The 15,194-nt window shown below is 61.4% G+C and carries 15 protein-coding genes and 1 pseudogene; 14 read left to right on the plus strand and 2 right to left on the minus strand.

All coding sequences use genetic code 11. The annotated features are described in order from the left end of the window. Nucleotides 1-72 precede the first annotated feature (72 nt). The 4 genes from IIC71_12665 to IIC71_12680 all read left to right on the plus strand — a co-directional run bounded on the left by IIC71_12665 (nt 73) and on the right by IIC71_12680 (nt 3,229). A complete protein-coding gene (locus IIC71_12665) occupies nt 73-1,122 on the plus strand; it encodes a pyridoxal-phosphate dependent enzyme (GenBank protein MCH7670032.1) in 1,050 nt (349 codons plus the stop codon). 70 nt (nt 1,123-1,192) lie between these two features. Next, entirely contained in the window at nt 1,193-2,044 is an 852-nt protein-coding gene (locus tag IIC71_12670) for a D-2-hydroxyacid dehydrogenase (GenBank protein MCH7670033.1), read from the plus strand. A gap of 2 nt (nt 2,045-2,046) precedes the next feature. Beyond that, nucleotides 2,047-2,805: an SDR family oxidoreductase gene (locus IIC71_12675; protein MCH7670034.1), complete on the plus strand. Its 759-nt coding sequence runs from the start codon at nt 2,047-2,049 to the stop codon at nt 2,803-2,805. Nucleotides 2,806-2,815: 10 nt separating this feature from the next. After that, nucleotides 2,816-3,229 (plus strand): nuclear transport factor 2 family protein, encoded by a 414-nt coding sequence (locus IIC71_12680; GenBank protein ID MCH7670035.1) that lies wholly within the window; start codon nt 2,816-2,818, stop codon nt 3,227-3,229. A gap of 9 nt (nt 3,230-3,238) precedes the next feature. Here IIC71_12680 and IIC71_12685 read toward each other — a convergent pair whose 3' ends face one another. Then, nucleotides 3,239-3,343: a DUF917 family protein gene (locus IIC71_12685; GenBank protein MCH7670036.1), complete on the minus strand. Its 105-nt coding sequence runs from the start codon at nt 3,341-3,343 to the stop codon at nt 3,239-3,241. Nucleotides 3,344-3,463: 120 nt separating this feature from the next. Between IIC71_12685 and IIC71_12690 the strand changes: the two genes are divergently transcribed. The 10 genes and pseudogenes from IIC71_12690 to IIC71_12735 all read left to right on the plus strand — a co-directional run bounded on the left by IIC71_12690 (nt 3,464) and on the right by IIC71_12735 (nt 14,357). Further along, the gene (locus IIC71_12690) at nt 3,464-3,892 is read left to right on the plus strand and encodes a (2Fe-2S)-binding protein (protein ID MCH7670037.1); all 429 of its coding nucleotides are present in this window, start codon (nt 3,464-3,466) and stop codon (nt 3,890-3,892) included. Continuing rightward, a complete protein-coding gene (locus tag IIC71_12695) occupies nt 3,889-4,332 on the plus strand; it encodes a hypothetical protein (GenBank protein MCH7670038.1) in 444 nt (147 codons plus the stop codon). The genes IIC71_12690 and IIC71_12695 overlap by 4 nt, the downstream gene beginning before the upstream one ends. Next, nucleotides 4,308-4,862, plus strand: a complete 555-nt coding sequence (locus IIC71_12700; GenBank protein ID MCH7670039.1) for a molybdopterin-dependent oxidoreductase — start codon at nt 4,308-4,310, stop codon at nt 4,860-4,862. The genes IIC71_12695 and IIC71_12700 overlap by 25 nt, the downstream gene beginning before the upstream one ends. An 18-nt stretch (nt 4,863-4,880) precedes the next feature. Further along, nucleotides 4,881-6,122 carry a molybdopterin-dependent oxidoreductase gene (locus IIC71_12705; protein MCH7670040.1) on the plus strand — a complete coding sequence of 414 codons (1,242 nt, stop codon included), beginning with the start codon at nt 4,881-4,883 and terminating at the stop codon, nt 6,120-6,122. A gap of 21 nt (nt 6,123-6,143) precedes the next feature. Continuing rightward, nucleotides 6,144-7,679: pseudogene (locus tag IIC71_12710) on the plus strand (hydantoinase/oxoprolinase family protein). 15 nt (nt 7,680-7,694) lie between these two features. Beyond that, on the plus strand, nt 7,695-8,447 hold the full coding sequence (locus IIC71_12715) for an SDR family oxidoreductase (GenBank protein ID MCH7670041.1): 753 nt from the start codon (nt 7,695-7,697) through the stop codon (nt 8,445-8,447). Nucleotides 8,448-8,589: 142 nt separating this feature from the next. Then, entirely contained in the window at nt 8,590-9,558 is a 969-nt protein-coding gene (locus tag IIC71_12720; protein ID MCH7670042.1) for a site-specific integrase, read from the plus strand. 238 nt (nt 9,559-9,796) lie between these two features. Beyond that, the gene (locus IIC71_12725; protein ID MCH7670043.1) at nt 9,797-10,816 is read left to right on the plus strand and encodes a 3-oxoacyl-ACP synthase III; all 1,020 of its coding nucleotides are present in this window, start codon (nt 9,797-9,799) and stop codon (nt 10,814-10,816) included. Further along, entirely contained in the window at nt 10,813-13,389 is a 2,577-nt protein-coding gene (locus IIC71_12730) for an alpha/beta fold hydrolase (GenBank protein MCH7670044.1), read from the plus strand. Before IIC71_12725 ends, IIC71_12730 begins: the two co-directional genes overlap by 4 nt. Beyond that, nucleotides 13,386-14,357, plus strand: coding sequence for an NAD-dependent epimerase/dehydratase family protein (locus IIC71_12735; protein MCH7670045.1), 972 nt, complete (start codon nt 13,386-13,388; stop codon nt 14,355-14,357). Before IIC71_12730 ends, IIC71_12735 begins: the two co-directional genes overlap by 4 nt. On the opposite strand, the gene IIC71_12740 is transcribed toward IIC71_12735, so the two are convergent. Further along, on the minus strand, nt 14,344-15,194 hold an 851-nt coding region (locus IIC71_12740; protein ID MCH7670046.1), incomplete at its 5' end, for a P1 family peptidase. The two genes, IIC71_12735 and IIC71_12740, sit on opposite strands and share 14 nt — an antisense overlap.

Here is a 15,194-nt window from a genome sequence, read left to right on the forward strand (position 1 = left end):
CCTGTCTACGAGTTCACAGATCGCTCGTGGGATCGTGACACCTCGGCTCCCGGTTTATTCGAGCGAAGGGCGATGTTGCCGCTACGGCAGGGCGGCGCTGTGACGAGCCTGGGCGAAGGGAGGACGCCGCTTCTGCATCTGGAAGCAATGGGTGGTGGGTATGGACTCCCGCGCTTGTATCTGAAGGACGAAACCAGGAACCCGACGTGGTCGTACAAGGATCGCCTGGCAGCGGTCGCGATCACGAAAGCGGTTCTCGATGGCGCTGACACGGTGGTGGTCTCCACAACCGGGAACCATGGTGCCGCGATCTCCGCATATGCAGCCGCTGGCGGGATCCGATGTGTCGTACTCACGTTGGCCTCGGTGCCGGAGACGATGAAGGTGTTGATGCAAGCGTATGGGGCCGATGTCGTTGCGCTTGAGCACCCCCCCGACCGTTGGGCCCTGATGCGGCTTGCGGTCGAGGAGCTGGGTTGGGTACCGATGTCAGGCTTGATCGATCCGCCCATCGGGTCGAACCCGTTCGGGATCGAGGGCTACAAGTCGATTTCCTACGAGATATTCCAACAATTGGGTGGGATTCCGGACGTGGTGATCGTTCCGACCGCCTACGGAGACGGACTGGCCGGTATCCATAGAGGTTTCGCCGACCTCGTCGCACTGGGGCACACTGACCGCACGCCCCGGATGGTGGCCGCTGAGCCGCTTGGTCCCTTCGCCAGGTCTCTTCGAGATGACACCGATCTGCCCGCGACCGTCGAACAGAGATCTTCCGTTGCCTTTTCGATCGCAGGCAGTGTCGCCACGTATCAGGGCGTGAATGCTCTGAAGCGGACCGGGGGCAGCGCAATCGTTATTGGAGACGATGAGCAGATCATCGCCGCCCAACTCAACCTGGCCGCAAGCGAAGGTCTGTACCTCGAGGCGTCATCTGTGATAGCAGTCCAGGCGGCAGCGTATCTAGCGGCTGACGGTCTCGTTGGTGAGGACGACGTCATCGTGGCGATTGGGACATCAACGGGTCTGAAAGACGTCCGTAGTACCGCCGATCGTCTTGGCGATGTAGCTGTGATCGATCCGACTCTCTCCGCTCTCGAGGCCGTGATCCGAGATGGATAGAGGAATCGCAGTCGTACTCCATCCCGTTCATACCCGGGGCCTCGTCGAGGCTTTCTCGGAGCGCCCGGACATGAGCCTATTGGTCGCTGACACGGCTGATGATGTGGTCGACCTGCTGGAAGCTGGCGCGGTGGGGCTCCTCACATACGAGTGGGAGGATCGTTTCGTCTGCGGCGACCTCAGATGGGTCCAAGCGATGTCGGCTGGTGTCGATCAATTCTCGCAGCCCTTGCTGAGAGACAGGAAGATCGTGCTGACATCTGCCAGCGGGGTGCACACGCCAGCTGTAGCGGAACACGCGATCGCGTTGATGATGGCCGTCGTTCGAGGGATCGGGCCTGCCGTGCGAGGGGCTGCCGAGCGGAATTGGAATCCGATCCGTGCATACGAGGTCGAGGGCCGCACGATGGCGATTCTTGGCCTTGGCTCAATCGGCGAGGCGGTTGCCCGCAAGGCTTCAGCTCTGGGTATGTACGTGATCGGCACGAAGCGCGACATCTCGGACTATCGAGGAGTCGCCGATGAAGTGCTGCCGGCAGACCAGACCCGCGAGGCGTGTCGTCGCGCCGACATACTTGTGATAGCGCTCCCCGGGGATCCTTCGACATCATCGCTTGTCGGTGATGCGGAGTTGGCCGCACTCGGAACAGGCTGGCTGATCAACGTTGGCCGCGGAACCGTGGTAGATGAGAGTGCCCTTGTCCGTGCCCTCACGGACGGGGATTTACGGGGCGCTGCCCTGGATGTGACCGCAGCAGAGCCGTTGCCGGATGCGTCTCCCTTGTGGGATCTGCCGAACGTCATCATCACGCCACACATGGGGTGGTCGTCGGATCGTCTCGCAGTTCGCCTGGTTGAGATCACCGTGGCGAACGCTCGGGCGTTGCACGATGGCGTCCCGTGGACCAATCGAATCGTATAGCGATGGCATCACTCGAAGGACACCGCGCGATCGTGACCGGCTCTTCACGGAACCTGGGTGCCGAGATCGCTAACCATCTTGCGCTCGCTGGCGCTCTTGTTTGTGTCAACTACCACCATTCACGTGAGCAGGCAGAGGAAGTCGTGGCGGCTCTGCGAGATGTCTCCTCCGGCCGCCATGTCGCCGTCCAGGGCGATGTGGCCGATCCAGGCGAGGTTGAACGAATCGTGTCCGAATCAGCGGGATCCCTTGGCGGTGTGATCGACATCCTCGTCAACAATGCAGGCCCTTACGATGCCACTCCGTTCCTGGATCTTGAAGTCAAGGATTTCGATCGCGTGTGGAACGTCAATACGAAGTCTACGTATCTGATGATGAGGGCAGTCGCACCTGCAATGCGGCGACAGGAATGGGGACGGGTCGTCAACATATCGGCATCCTCGGCGTTCGTCCGTAATCGATCGATCTATACACTCGCGAATGCGGCGATCATCACTTTGACCGAAGCCATGGCCATGGAACTTGGGCCAGAGGTCACGGTCAATGCGATCGCCCCGGGCCAGATCTCCGAGAGCCTCGAAGAGCTGAAGGACCATATCCCCGAATGGGCGGACCAGGTGGTCAAGGCCACGCCTCGTGGGCTGCTCGCTACGCGAAAGGAGATCGCGGATCTGGTCGTCCTACTGTGCGGCCCCGTGTTCGCGTCGGTCACCGGAATCACGATACCGATCGATGGTGGCCTGCACCTCAACACGTTCTAGAGGAGAGACAATGTCTGATGAAGAGACGCGCAGCGTCATCGAACAACTCTATGGGGCATATCTCAGCGGAGACGTCGAGGCAATGCTGGCCGTGATGAGTGACGACGTGGAGATCCGATTTCTGGGCCAGGCCGAAGTCCATGGGATAGCCGAGGCACGGAGGTTCTTCAAGCATGCGTCCGGGCAGCTAGCCGATCTTGATTTCCGACGGATCCATACCATCATCGATGGATCGCGGGCTGCGGTGACCTGGACCGAGACGGCCCGGACACGTTCGGGCAAGGCGTGGGAGAACCACGGCGTCGACGTCTTCGAGGTCCATGATGGTCTGATCGTGTCGCTCCATGAGAACAACGACGTTCGGCTGGTCCACGAGCATCTGGAGAGGTACGAACCAGAGATCGGCGACGATCACGAGGCGTGAGTCCCCCTGTCAGCAGGCCGGTTCGTAGTCGAGATCGAGTCCGAACGCGCGTGGGCCGATGACAGCGAGGGCCGTCTCGGTTCGCAGGAGGTCAGGGCAGGGGAGGACGAGCACGTCAGCACGGAACCCGTATCTGATGAGTTCGGTCGTGATCGGCTAGCCGGAGTCCGTGGTGATGAGGCTGATGAGGTCCGGAACCGTCACTCTCGCTTCGCCGTTCTCCCGGATCACCAGATTTTCGTTCTGAAATTCGATGCGGATCGTGCGTCCCGCGTCTTCGGCTACTCCCTCAAGGGCACGAAAGAAGGCTGCAGCGAGGGTGAATGCGGGGCCTGTACGGTCCTCATCGATGGTGCGCCAGCCGATTCCTGCCTGTTGGCCACTGCAGCACTCGAGGGCCGCCATGTCCGCACCGTCGAGGGACTCTCGGCCGGCGACACGCTCAGCGCCCTCCAGCAACAGTTCGTGGCGAAGGGAGCCATCCAATGCGGTTTCTGCACTCCTGGCTTTCTGATGACACTCACCGCTCTTCTGGAAGAGAATCCGACTCCCCTCAGATCAGAGGTCAAGGACGCGATCTCCGGGAATATCTGCCGGTGCACCGGGTATCGCCAGATCGTCGATGCGGTCATCGCGACGTTCAGTGACGAGGAGACCACATGACCGTGGCAGTCGGTCCTCGCTCCCCTCGAAGCGACGGTGAGGAGAAGGTACGCGGCGACGCGGTCTTCGGCGTCGACCTCCGCCTCCCCGGGATGGCCCACGCACGGTTGCTCCGTTCTCCCGTGCCCGCAGGTCTGGTCATCTCCATCGACATCGCCGCCGACGCGCCACTCGGTCGAACCGGCATGGTCTTGTTCGACATGCCCCTGTTCGCTGATGAGTACATAGCCTATGAGGGGGAACCCCTCGCAGCCGTGGTCGCTGAGACACCGGAATTGGCCGAGGCTGCGGTTCGAGCGATCGAGTTCGACATCGAGGAGCAGGTGGCCGTCGCCACGCCGAGTGAGGATTTGGAGGATGGAGCGAGACTCGTTCATCCGCAATGGGCGAGTTTCAAGACGATGAACGACGGTGAATGCCGCGCCGCGGCAACATCCTGAGCGAGGTCGTAGCTGATCCCGGGGATGTGGATGCCGCGTTCGAGGCAGCTGACCTGGTGGTGGAGGACACCTACCGGACCCCGAGGCAGTACCAGGGATATCTTGAAATGAAAATGGCACTGGCGACCTCCGAGGGCGGTCGATACACGATCCATGTCTCTCATCAGTTCCCTTTCAATGTTCGCGACCGGGTGGCGCAAACACTTGGTATCTCGAAGTCGTCAGTACGCGTCATAGGCCATCACATCGGTGGTGCCTTCGGCGCCAAGTTGGACATAGGCCTCGAGGCGTACGCGGCGCTCCTTGCACGACGAACGGGGCGGCCGATCAAGATGGTCGATTCCCGGTACGAAGACCTCTTGACGGCACCGTGTCGCGAGAACGCAGTCGTCACGATTCGCTCGGCGCTTTCGAGCGACGGAACGATCCTTGCCCAGGACGTCGATGTGGTCTTCGACAGTGGTGCGTACGCGATCGATGCACCGTTCCTCACCAGTATCCCGATGTTCATGTTCGGATCCGTGTATTGAGTCGGTACTGCAAGGGTGGTGGCGCGATCGGTCTATACGAATACGGCTCCTACGGGTGCGTTCCGCGGTGTGAGTGGTCCGCATCTCGTGTTCGCTCTCGAGCGGCACATGGATCACATCGCCCTCGAACTCGGCATGGACCGGCGGGAGTTTCGTCTGGGCGCTCTCGCTCACGATGGTGACGCCATGTTGAACGGACAGGTCCTGGAGGACGCATCGATACTCGCAGAGGCGTTCGCTGCAGTCGAGGACAGGGCGCCGTGGGCCGAGCTCAGCAAAGGGCCCAACCGCGGCGTCGGCATCGCAGCGACCGTCTGGCTCACGAACCCGATGCCCGGCCAAGCCACGGTCAAGCTCAACGAGGATGGCACTCTCGGAGTCGTGACGGCGGCGACCGACAACGGATCGGGCGCGGTCACGATGGGGCTACGCCAGATCGCAGCTGAAGGTCTCGGCCTATTCGCCGATCAGGTGGTCGTGAGTATGCCCGATACCGATGTGGCGGCGTATGACGCCGGATCACAAGGCAGTCGGACAACGCATGTTGTCGGCAGGGCTGTCTTCAATGCGACGGCAGCGGTCAGGAGGTCGGTCGAGAAGACGGCTGCGTCGATGCTCGAGGCTGCGCAAGAGGATATCGTCGTCGAGTCTGGCTTCGTTCAGGTCAGGGGCGTCCCATCATCCCGGATATCGTTGGCCGAAGTGGCGACGACCGCGATGTTCACCGACGGACCGATAGCCGCGAGTGCCTCGTACGTGACGCCGCCGCCGACATCTGACCCGACATGTGCCACCGGCATGCTGTTCTCCGCTTGGCCGATTCCGACATACCATGTCCACGTCGCGGAGGTCGAGGTCGATCCGGTGACGGGGAAGGTCGCCGTGCTGCGCTACGTCGTTGCCCAGGAGGTCGGCGGCATCATCAATCCTGACGGCGTCGAAGGCCAGATCCAGGGAGCGGTCGCGCAAGGTATCGGTCACGCGCTCTGGGAGCGCCTTGACATCGACGCTGGCAGGTACATGCAGCGGTCATTGGAGACGTACGGATTGCCGTTGGCCGTTGATATGCCAGACGTTGAGATGGTGCTGCTCGAACATGCAAGCGCAGCCGGACCCTACGGCGTGAAAGGTGTAGCAGAGCCGCCGATCGTTCCTGTCGCGGCCGCCATAGCGAATGCGGTGGCCGATGCGCTCGGGCAGCCGATCGATGAGCTTCCCATCACCCCCGAGGCGGTGCTCGATGCCCTTCAGGCGCAGTAAGAACGTCGAAATGAGGTCGCAGTGCGTGTAGGTGTCGACGTCGGTGGGACGAACACCGATGCGGTTGCGATGGAGGGGCGGTCGGTCCTTGGTGCGACGAAATCGCCGACAACGCCAGATGTCACCCTCGGGATCCTCACGGCTCTGAGGTCCCTCATCGATAGCGGCGTGCTCGTGCCGCGCGAGGTGACAAGCATCATGATCGGTACAACCCATTTCACCAATGCTCTCGTCGAGGCGAAGCGCTTGGCGCCGACAGCCGCCGTCAGAATCGGCCTTCCAGCCACCACCTCTCTGCCGCCGCTCGTCGATTGGCCGGCCCGGCTGCGCAGTGCGATCGGCGATCATGCGTATCTCTGTCACGGTGGGCATGAATTCGACGGTCGGCCCAGCGGTGCGCTTGATCGTGACGAGCTGAGACGTATCGCGGTCGACGCCGCGGCCAAGGGGATTCGCTCGATGGCCATCACATCCGTTTTCTCCCCGGTGAATGGCGAGTTCGAGCTTGAAGCCAGCGAGATCGTTAGGTCCGAGGTTCCTGAGATGGCTGTGAGCCTTTCGAAGGAGATCGGTCGAATCGGGTTGCTTGAACGGGAGAACGCGACGATCATCAACGCCTGTCTTCGGCCGCTGGCGGCGCGCATCATGGGTGCTATCGAGTCGGCTGTTGCGGAGCTTGCGATCGCCGCACCTCTCTACATCAGCTAGAACGACGGGACGCTGATGACTGCTGAGCACACGAAGCTGTATCCCGTGGCTACGTTCGCCTCGGGGCCGACGAACTCCATGCGTGGCGCCGCATTTCTCAGTGAGGTCAGTAACGGCGCCGTGGTCGACATCGGGGGAACCACCGCCGATATCGGAGTGTTGGTGAACGGTTTTCCGAGGGAGGCGTCGCTCACGGTGCAGGTCGGCGGAGTCCGCACCAACTTTCGAATGCCAGACGTGCTCTCTCTTGGAGTCGGCGGTGGAAGCATCGTACGCGATGTCGGAGACGGTGTCACGATCGGTCCCGACAGCGTCGGTTACGAGATCCCCTCGCGCGTCATCGTTTTCGGCGGTGACACGCTGACATGCACCGATGTGGCGGTAGTCGCGGGCCTGGCTGACATCGGTGACGCGAGCCGAGTGATGGACCTTGACCCGGGACTGGTGAAGAAAACCGTCGCAGAGATCCAGATCGCCATATTTGATGGTGTGGGCCGTATGAAGACGTCGGCGGAACCGATACCCGTGATCGTGGTCGGTGGGGGAGGTGTGTTGGTGGATGACGAACTCGAGGGCTCGTCGGTCGTTGTGCGTCCCGAGCACTTTTCGGTGGCGAACGCCATCGGCGCAGCGATTGCCCAGGTAGGAGGCGAGATAGATCGGATCTTCACCATCGCGATCGATGGGCGGGAGGCCGCTGTTGAAAAGGCGAAGGAAGAGGCCGCTCAGCAGGCGGTCGATACTGGTGCCGAACCCTCAACTGTTACGATCGTGGAGGTACCGCTGGCGTATCTTCCGAGCAACGCAGTCCGTATACGAGTCAAGGCTGTTGGCGACCTCCGGCAGTGAAAGTGAGGAGAACCCGTGGGCGATGATCGATACCTGGAAGGTCATACCGCGCTCGTCACGTCGTCATCACGAAACCTGGGTGCGGCGATAGTGAGAGCTCTTGCCAGCGCGGGAGCGGATGTTGTTGTCGTCTATCACGATTCTGTGGATGCAGCCACATCGTTGATCGCTGAGTTGTCACCTGGACGCCACAAGATGGTGTTCGGTGATACGTCTACAGATGGCGGCATCGAAGCCATGGTAGGCGTTGCCGTGGATGCGGCCAGCGGCGAAATCGATATCGTCATCAACAACTCGGGACCGTTCTCGATGGTACCGTTCGTAGAACTCGACCCTTCACAATGGGATCGTATCTGGACAGGTAACGTGAAGGCTGCCTATCTCACGACCAAGCTCCTCGCTCCGGCGATGAGTGACTGGGGTCGTATCGTCAACATCTCAGCGGGTTCCGCGTACATCCGGAGCCACTCGATATACACGCTCTCGAAGAACGCCATGATCACCTTGACAGAATTGTTTGCCATTGAGTTGGCTCCCACAGTGAATGTCAATTGCGTGGCGCCGGGTCAGATCCTCGAATCGCTCGCAGACGTGGCGGAGTTCGATCCGACGCTGGCCGAGCGAACGCTTGATGCGACGCCGTTGGGTCGCTTTGTCACGCGAAAGGAAGTGGCTCGCATTGTGGCGGAACTGTGTGGTCCCCGATTCGACGCCGTCACCGGTGTAACGATTCCGATCGATGGCGGCTGGCGGTTGCGAGCCTTCTAGTGGCCAGACGCAGAGAGCGAGAACCGATCCGACGGCACCCCGAGCGTCCCAACCGCTGGCAAGTCCGATATCGTGACCCGACGGGCGGCAGCGCTCAAGGAACTTCGCACGGAGGAAGGATGCCGAAGCGTTTCTTGGCGCCGTGCGTACCGATCTTCGCCGTGGTGAGTATGTTTACCCATTCGCCGGGAGACAGACATTCGCATCCTACGCAGCGACGTGGAAGACGCTGCGTGAGAATTCGGACCTGAAACCGTCAACTCTTGAGCGCGATAGGGATTACCTCAACCTGATGCTCCTGACATTCGGAAAACGACAGGTAAAGACGATCAAGCCAACTGAGATTGAGGTGTGGTTATCGACCCTTGAGTGTGCGTCATCGACGCGCGCAAAGGCCCTCCAGAAGCTTCGAGGAATCCTCGAACTCGCCCGCAAGGACGGAGCGTTCAAGGTCAATCCTGCGTCAGACGTGAAGCCGCCGAAGATTGTGTACGACAGGGTCGGCCGAGCACTGACGGACGATGAACCCCATGCCATCATTGAGGCTGCGGAGGTCGTGAACGAAGACCAGGCGTTGATCGTGTGGTTGATGGTCCGGAGTGGGATGCGAATCGGTGAAGCCACCGCCCTCAGACGCTCCGATATTGATTTCGATGAGGGCACCATTCGCATTGAGCGCACTCTGACGAAGGACGGACGTGAGAGCGCCGTGAAGGGTCGCAACCGCGCGGACGAGGGCCGAACCATCCCGATGTCTGACGATGTGGAGCGCCGCGTCAGACAGCACCTAGCCGCTCAGACGGTGACCCCGCTCGACGGACGGCTGGTGACCTCGCCTCGAGGCAAGCCAATCCGGTATGACAACTGGCGACGACGGGTCTGGTACGGGATCGTGGAACTCGCTGGTGTGGGGGATGTGCACGCGCACGATCTGCGCCACACATGCGCCACCTGGCTGTTCGTAGTCGACCGCTGGACACCGGGCGAGGTACAGGCCTTCCTCGGACACAAAGACCCCCGAGTCACGCTCGCGATCTACACCCACATCGACGCCGACCAACTGCCCAAACCGGCACCAATGTGGACACTTTGTGGACACCTGGGGACCTGACACGACCACCGAGTCAAGCGCTGCAACGGTTTCGGCCGTTTCGACGTACGCCCTTACAAGGAAGAAGTCGGCGGTTCGAATCCGTCAACACCCACTGCGAAGACTCCCGCACGCCGCATTGGAGGCGTGCAATGTTTCATTGCGGTACCCTCACTTCGGTGAGGCGACGCCTACGTGGTCGACGACTACGACTCCGATCCATGCGAGAATGGTTCCCGCTGCCTATGAAAGCTCATTGATGTCCGGCAACTCGATATTCACCATGACTGACACGGCCATTGTCACCGTGACGCATGTCGACGCGCCAGAAGTCGTGACCTCGGCCCATTTTGACGAAGTATTGACTGACACATACGAGCGCGTTGGTGCGCTCCCGGGGATGCTCCAGAGAATTGCCGGCATTCAAGAACGCCGATGGTGGCCTGAGGGGCATCTGTTCACCGACGCTGCCGCAGCCGCGGGGGCGAAGGCGATCGAGGGCAGCGGGGTGCGTGTTGAAGACATCGGTTTGCTGATCGACACGTCTGTGTGTCGCGACCGGCTCGAGCCCTCGTCAGCGGTAACCGTGCACAACACCCTTGGCCTCTCAAGTTCGTGCCTCAGTTTTGACCTCTCCAACGCGTGTCTCGGGTTTGTGAACGCCCTCCAGGTTGCCGGCAACATGATCAGCAGCGGTCAGATCGACTACGCGTTGATCGTCGACGGTGAAGGCAGCAGGCTTACACAAGAGACCACGTTGGCCAGACTGACTCGCCCCGACGTCACCCTCGACATACTGCTCGCTGAGTTTGCAACTTTAACTCTTGGATCAGGGGGAGCCGCGGCCGTCATTGGCCGGCATTCGGACAACCCCGGAAGTCACAAGGTGGTACGGGGCGTTGCCCGTGCCGACTCGAGTCACCATGACCTGTGTGTTGGCGACCTCACCCAGATGAGGACCGACTCACGAGGGCTTCTCGACGCTGGCCTTCATATTTCGAAACTCGTATGGGGTGGGGTCGACCAGTGGGGATGGATGGAGGCTGATCGCTACATCGTGCACCAGGTTTCGCAGATTCACACGAGGATGACGTGCGACGTTCTGGGGATAGATCGTGCAAAGATTCCACTCACATTCCCCTTCCTTGGGAACGTTGGTCCGGCCTCGATCCCGATCACGCTGTCGCTTGAGACGGAGTCGCTCGACGTTGGCGACACCGTGTTGCTGATGGGAATCGGGTCAGGAATCAACACATCGGTGATCGAACTGCTCTGGTGAGCCGCAGCTCGAAGTCTTCCGCATCGTTACCACCACCGGGCCTGTACGGGCTTGATCCGCAGTGGTCGCGGCTCGTAACAACTCCCGGAATCGACGAGACCGGGCGCACCTGGCACATACTTGACAACTGGGTTGGTCGCGACGACATCGCAGATGTAACTTTGCTCTGCATCCACGGCAACCCAACATGGTCGTATCTTTGGCGGGAACTTCTTTCGAATGCGCCACCGGGGGTGAGGGTCGTTGCAATTGACCAGCTCGACATGGGGTTTTCGGAGCGAACCGGGCGGATGCGCCGATTCGCGCAGCGCATTGATGACCTTGACGAGCTCACCGATGAGCTGGATCTGCGGGGACCGATTGTGGTGGTCGCTCACGACTGGGGTGGTGCCATTGCGCTCGGGTGGGCAGAACGTCATGTTGCCCAGCTTGGCGGGATCGTCCTCACCAACACTGCCGTGCATCAACCCGAAGACGCCTCTGCGCCGGGACTCATCCGGCTCGTCCGCCTGCCGGGGTTCCTTGGTGTGGTCGGGAAGTGGACACCTGCGTTCCTCTGGGGAACGATGGCGCTCGCCAGGCCAAGACTCAAGCGTCCGATTCGCAGGGCGTACCGGGCCCCTTACAAGGGTTCGTCTCGAAGGCAAGGCATTGCGAACTTCGTCAGGGACATACCCCTTTTTAACAAACACCCAACACAGGCGCCGCTTGACAAGGTTGCCGCCGACCTCCACCTGCTTCGCGACGTCCCGACGCTGCTGTTGTGGGGTCCCTCTGATCCGATATTTTCAGACATGTACCTGCGCGACCTGACGGCGCGACTACCCCACGCCAAGGTCCACAGGTTTATCGGAGCCGGGCATATGGTTGCCGAGGATGTCGACATTTCCTCGGCAATCTCGGCATGGCTTGATCAGCTCGACGCCAGGCCAGTCGTGGCGGGTGATGTAGCCCGTGACGAACCATTGTGGGCGGCGCTCGATCGGCGATCAACGGATGATGACGCCGCCATTGTCGAGATGGGTGCCGACGGCGTCCAACGGTCCATATCGTTTGCGGATCTTGCAGCAGATGTTTCCAGGGTTGCGGCGGGTCTGGTGGACATGGGTGTGTCCCAAGGCGACCGTATTTCTCTGCTCATTCCGCCGGGGATCGACCTTGCTGTGTGTGTCTACGCCTGCTGGCGCATGGGCGCCGTCGTGGTCATTGTTGACGCCGGTCTTGGGCCAAAGGGAATGGGCGTCGCGCTCAACAGTGCCAATTCGCAATACATGATTGGGATCCCTAAAGCGCTGGCAGCGGCAAAGGTTCTCCGCTGGCCTGGGGTGAGGATCTGTTCCGACGTCGTTTCCAAAACCCGGCTGCGAATGCTGGGCGCCCGGTGTACCCTCGACGATATTCGCGCCCGGGGAGAGGGGAAGCCGTCGGCGCACGGACCCGAACCTGATGCAGATGCTGCAGTATTGTTCACCTCTGGATCGACAGGTCCAGCTAAGGGTGTTCTGTATCGTCACCGCCAGCTCCAGGCCCAGCGCGATGCGATCGTTGAGCTTTATGGCATCAAGGAAACGGATCGCCTGGTTGCGGCATTTGGTCCCTTCGCTCTGTTCGGGCCAGGTATTGGGATCACTTCAGCGGTGCCCGACATGGACACGACATCGCCGGGAACCCTCACCGCGCGGGCGCTTGCCGAGGCCGTGAAGGCGGTCGACGCGACAATGGTGTTCGGATCGCCGGCGGCGCTGCGCAATGTCGTAGCGACCGCTCGCGAGATGCCGGCCGAATTGGTCGGGGCCATGCAGGGCGTTCGTGTTCTCATGTCGGCTGGCGCCCCGGTGCCTGCGGAGGTTCTTCGCGAGGCCGTCAACCTCATGCCAAACGCTGAAGCCCACACCCCTTACGGGATGACCGAAGTGCTTCCTGTCGCAGACATTGCGCTTGCGCAAATTGAGAGCGCGGGTGAGGGTATCGGGGTGTGTGTCGGGCATCCGGTCAGCGGCGTCGAGGTGGCAATCAGCGCCCTTGACGGCGCCGGTGAGGCTGTCGGTTCTCTTACGACCGACGCTGGAGTCGTCGGCGAGGTGTGTATCAGTGCACGCCATATTCGCGACGGATACGACAATCTGTGGCTAACTCAGCACGCAGCATCGGATCCGAGCGGCTGGCACCGCAGCGGAGACGTCGGTTGTATCGACGTAGATGGTCGGTTGTGGATCGAGGGCCGCCTTGCCCACCTGATCCGTACAGGGTCGGGTCCGGTCACCCCGATCGGCATCGAACATCGGGTCGCAGCGCTTCCGGACGTAAAGCTCGCCGCCGCGGTTGGCGTCGGTCCTACAGGCGCACAAGTTGTGGTTGTCGTCGTCGAACTTGTCGAAGGTGGCAACAAGGCATCACTTGCAGACGAGTCGCTCGCATCCGAGGTTCGCTCGGTGGTCAATGTTGATGTGGCCGCGGTCTTGGTCGTCCCGAGACTCCCCACGGACTTGCGTCACAATTCAAAGATCGATCGCACCCGCGTCGCGGCCTGGGCCGGCGACATCCTCGCCGGCGGTCGGGTTGGCAAGTTATGAGGGTGTTTGTTACCGGTGCAACGAGCCTGGTGGGCCGTGCAGTGGTTGGTGTTCTTGTCGATCGCGGTGACGAGGTCTCTGTGTTCCAGCGCAGCCCGAGCGGCCTGGCGGTTACCGAACACCTTGGTGACATCGCGAACGCCGCGGCCATTGCCACTGCCATGGTGGACGCCGAAGCGGTGATTCACGTCGCCGCAAAAGTCTCGGTGACCGGCGAATGGGAGGAGTTTGAGAGGGTAAACGTCGCGGGCACGCGAAATATTGTTTCCGTAGCTCAGCGCACCGGTATCAGGAGGTTTGTGCAGGTGTCGTCGCCGTCGGTCGCCCACACCGGTGTGTCCTTGATAGGCGCAGCCGCGGGAGTGGCGCAGCCAAAACGGGCACGAGGCCACTATGCGCGAAGCAAGGCACTGGCCGAACTCATAGCGCTCGAGGCGTCGTCGGACGCCATGTCGGTCGTGGCGATCCGCCCTCATCTCATCTGGGGGCCTGGCGATACACAGCTCGTTGGTCGGATCGTTGAACGGGCCAGACAGGGACGCCTGGCGATTATCGGGTCGGGCACTGCGCTCATTGATTCGATCTACATCGACAATGCCGCCGATGCATTGGTTGCCGCCCTCGACAATGCTTTCTCGATCCGAGGTCGTGCATTTGTGGTCACCAACGGCCAGCCCAGACCGGTCAGCGAGCTAGTTGGACGAATTGTCGCCGCAGCCGGGATAAGGCCGCCGCGGCTCAAAGTGCCGTACCAGGTCGCTCGCGCCGGGGGATTGGCGATCGAGAAAGTGTGGAATGTGCGCCACCTAGAGAGCGAGCCTCCAATGACGAGCTTCCTTGCAGAGCAACTCGCAACCGCTCACTGGTTCGACCAATCCGAAACACGCAAGGCTCTTGACTGGGAGCCGAAGGTCAGCCTCGACGAGGGATTCGACCGTTTGCGGGACTGGTTTTCTAAGCAGACGTGATAGCTCGTTCGATGGACCTGCCGACAACTTCGAAGGCAGCCTCCCCGAGTGCGTCATGGTCGGCTTCCATGTCGCCACACGAGACGGCGAAGACGACGTCGCCGTCGTATCGCGTGTGGGCTGGGCGGAGCGTGACCGCAAAGGCGTCGTGAGCGCGGACAATCAATCGTCCAAGTTCGGGCCGGGTGAGCTTGGCGTCAGTGGCGAGGACGACGAGCGTTGTCTGTTCTCCCAGTGTTGGGCTCATCGCTGGCGGGCCAGGGACCGGTATCCCACCGGTGAGCGGGTCTCCCTCAATGGTGAATACGTCTCCGAGGGCGTTTACCACCGCAAGCGCCGCAATGGTTGCTCCACGACAGGTCGTCGCAAACGAGCCAAGACCCCCCGGCTTGACAGCGTCTACGCCACGCCATTTGGCAACGGTTGCGCCGGTCCCCGCACCGAGCTGCCCCATCTCGACGGGCCCGCGCGATGCAGATTCGAACGCTGCAACCCCGTTATCTGCGCTGGGCCGCACGGAAGAATCACCGACAGCCAGGTCGAACAACACGGCAGAGGCGACGATCGGGACGACGCCGGCAACGGTCGGGTAGCCGCGCTCGGTTTGTTCTAGCCTGCGGGCGACACCATCGGCGGCGGCGAGACCAAAGGTGCTGCCACCGGCCAGAACAATGGCTTGGACTGTTTGCACCGTCATGCCACGACCAAGCAGGCCCAGTTCGCGAGTCCCGGGAGCTGCACCACGGATCTCGGCGGCCGTAACGTTGGGTTCAGGCAGGTCGACCACCGTAACACCGGTGGCTGCGCTCGCATCTGTCCAGTGTCCGACACGCACGC

Source organism: Acidobacteriota bacterium, from assembly GCA_022562055.1.
In the GTDB taxonomy this organism is placed as follows: domain Bacteria; phylum Actinomycetota; class Acidimicrobiia; order Spongiisociales; family UBA5794; genus BMS3BBIN02.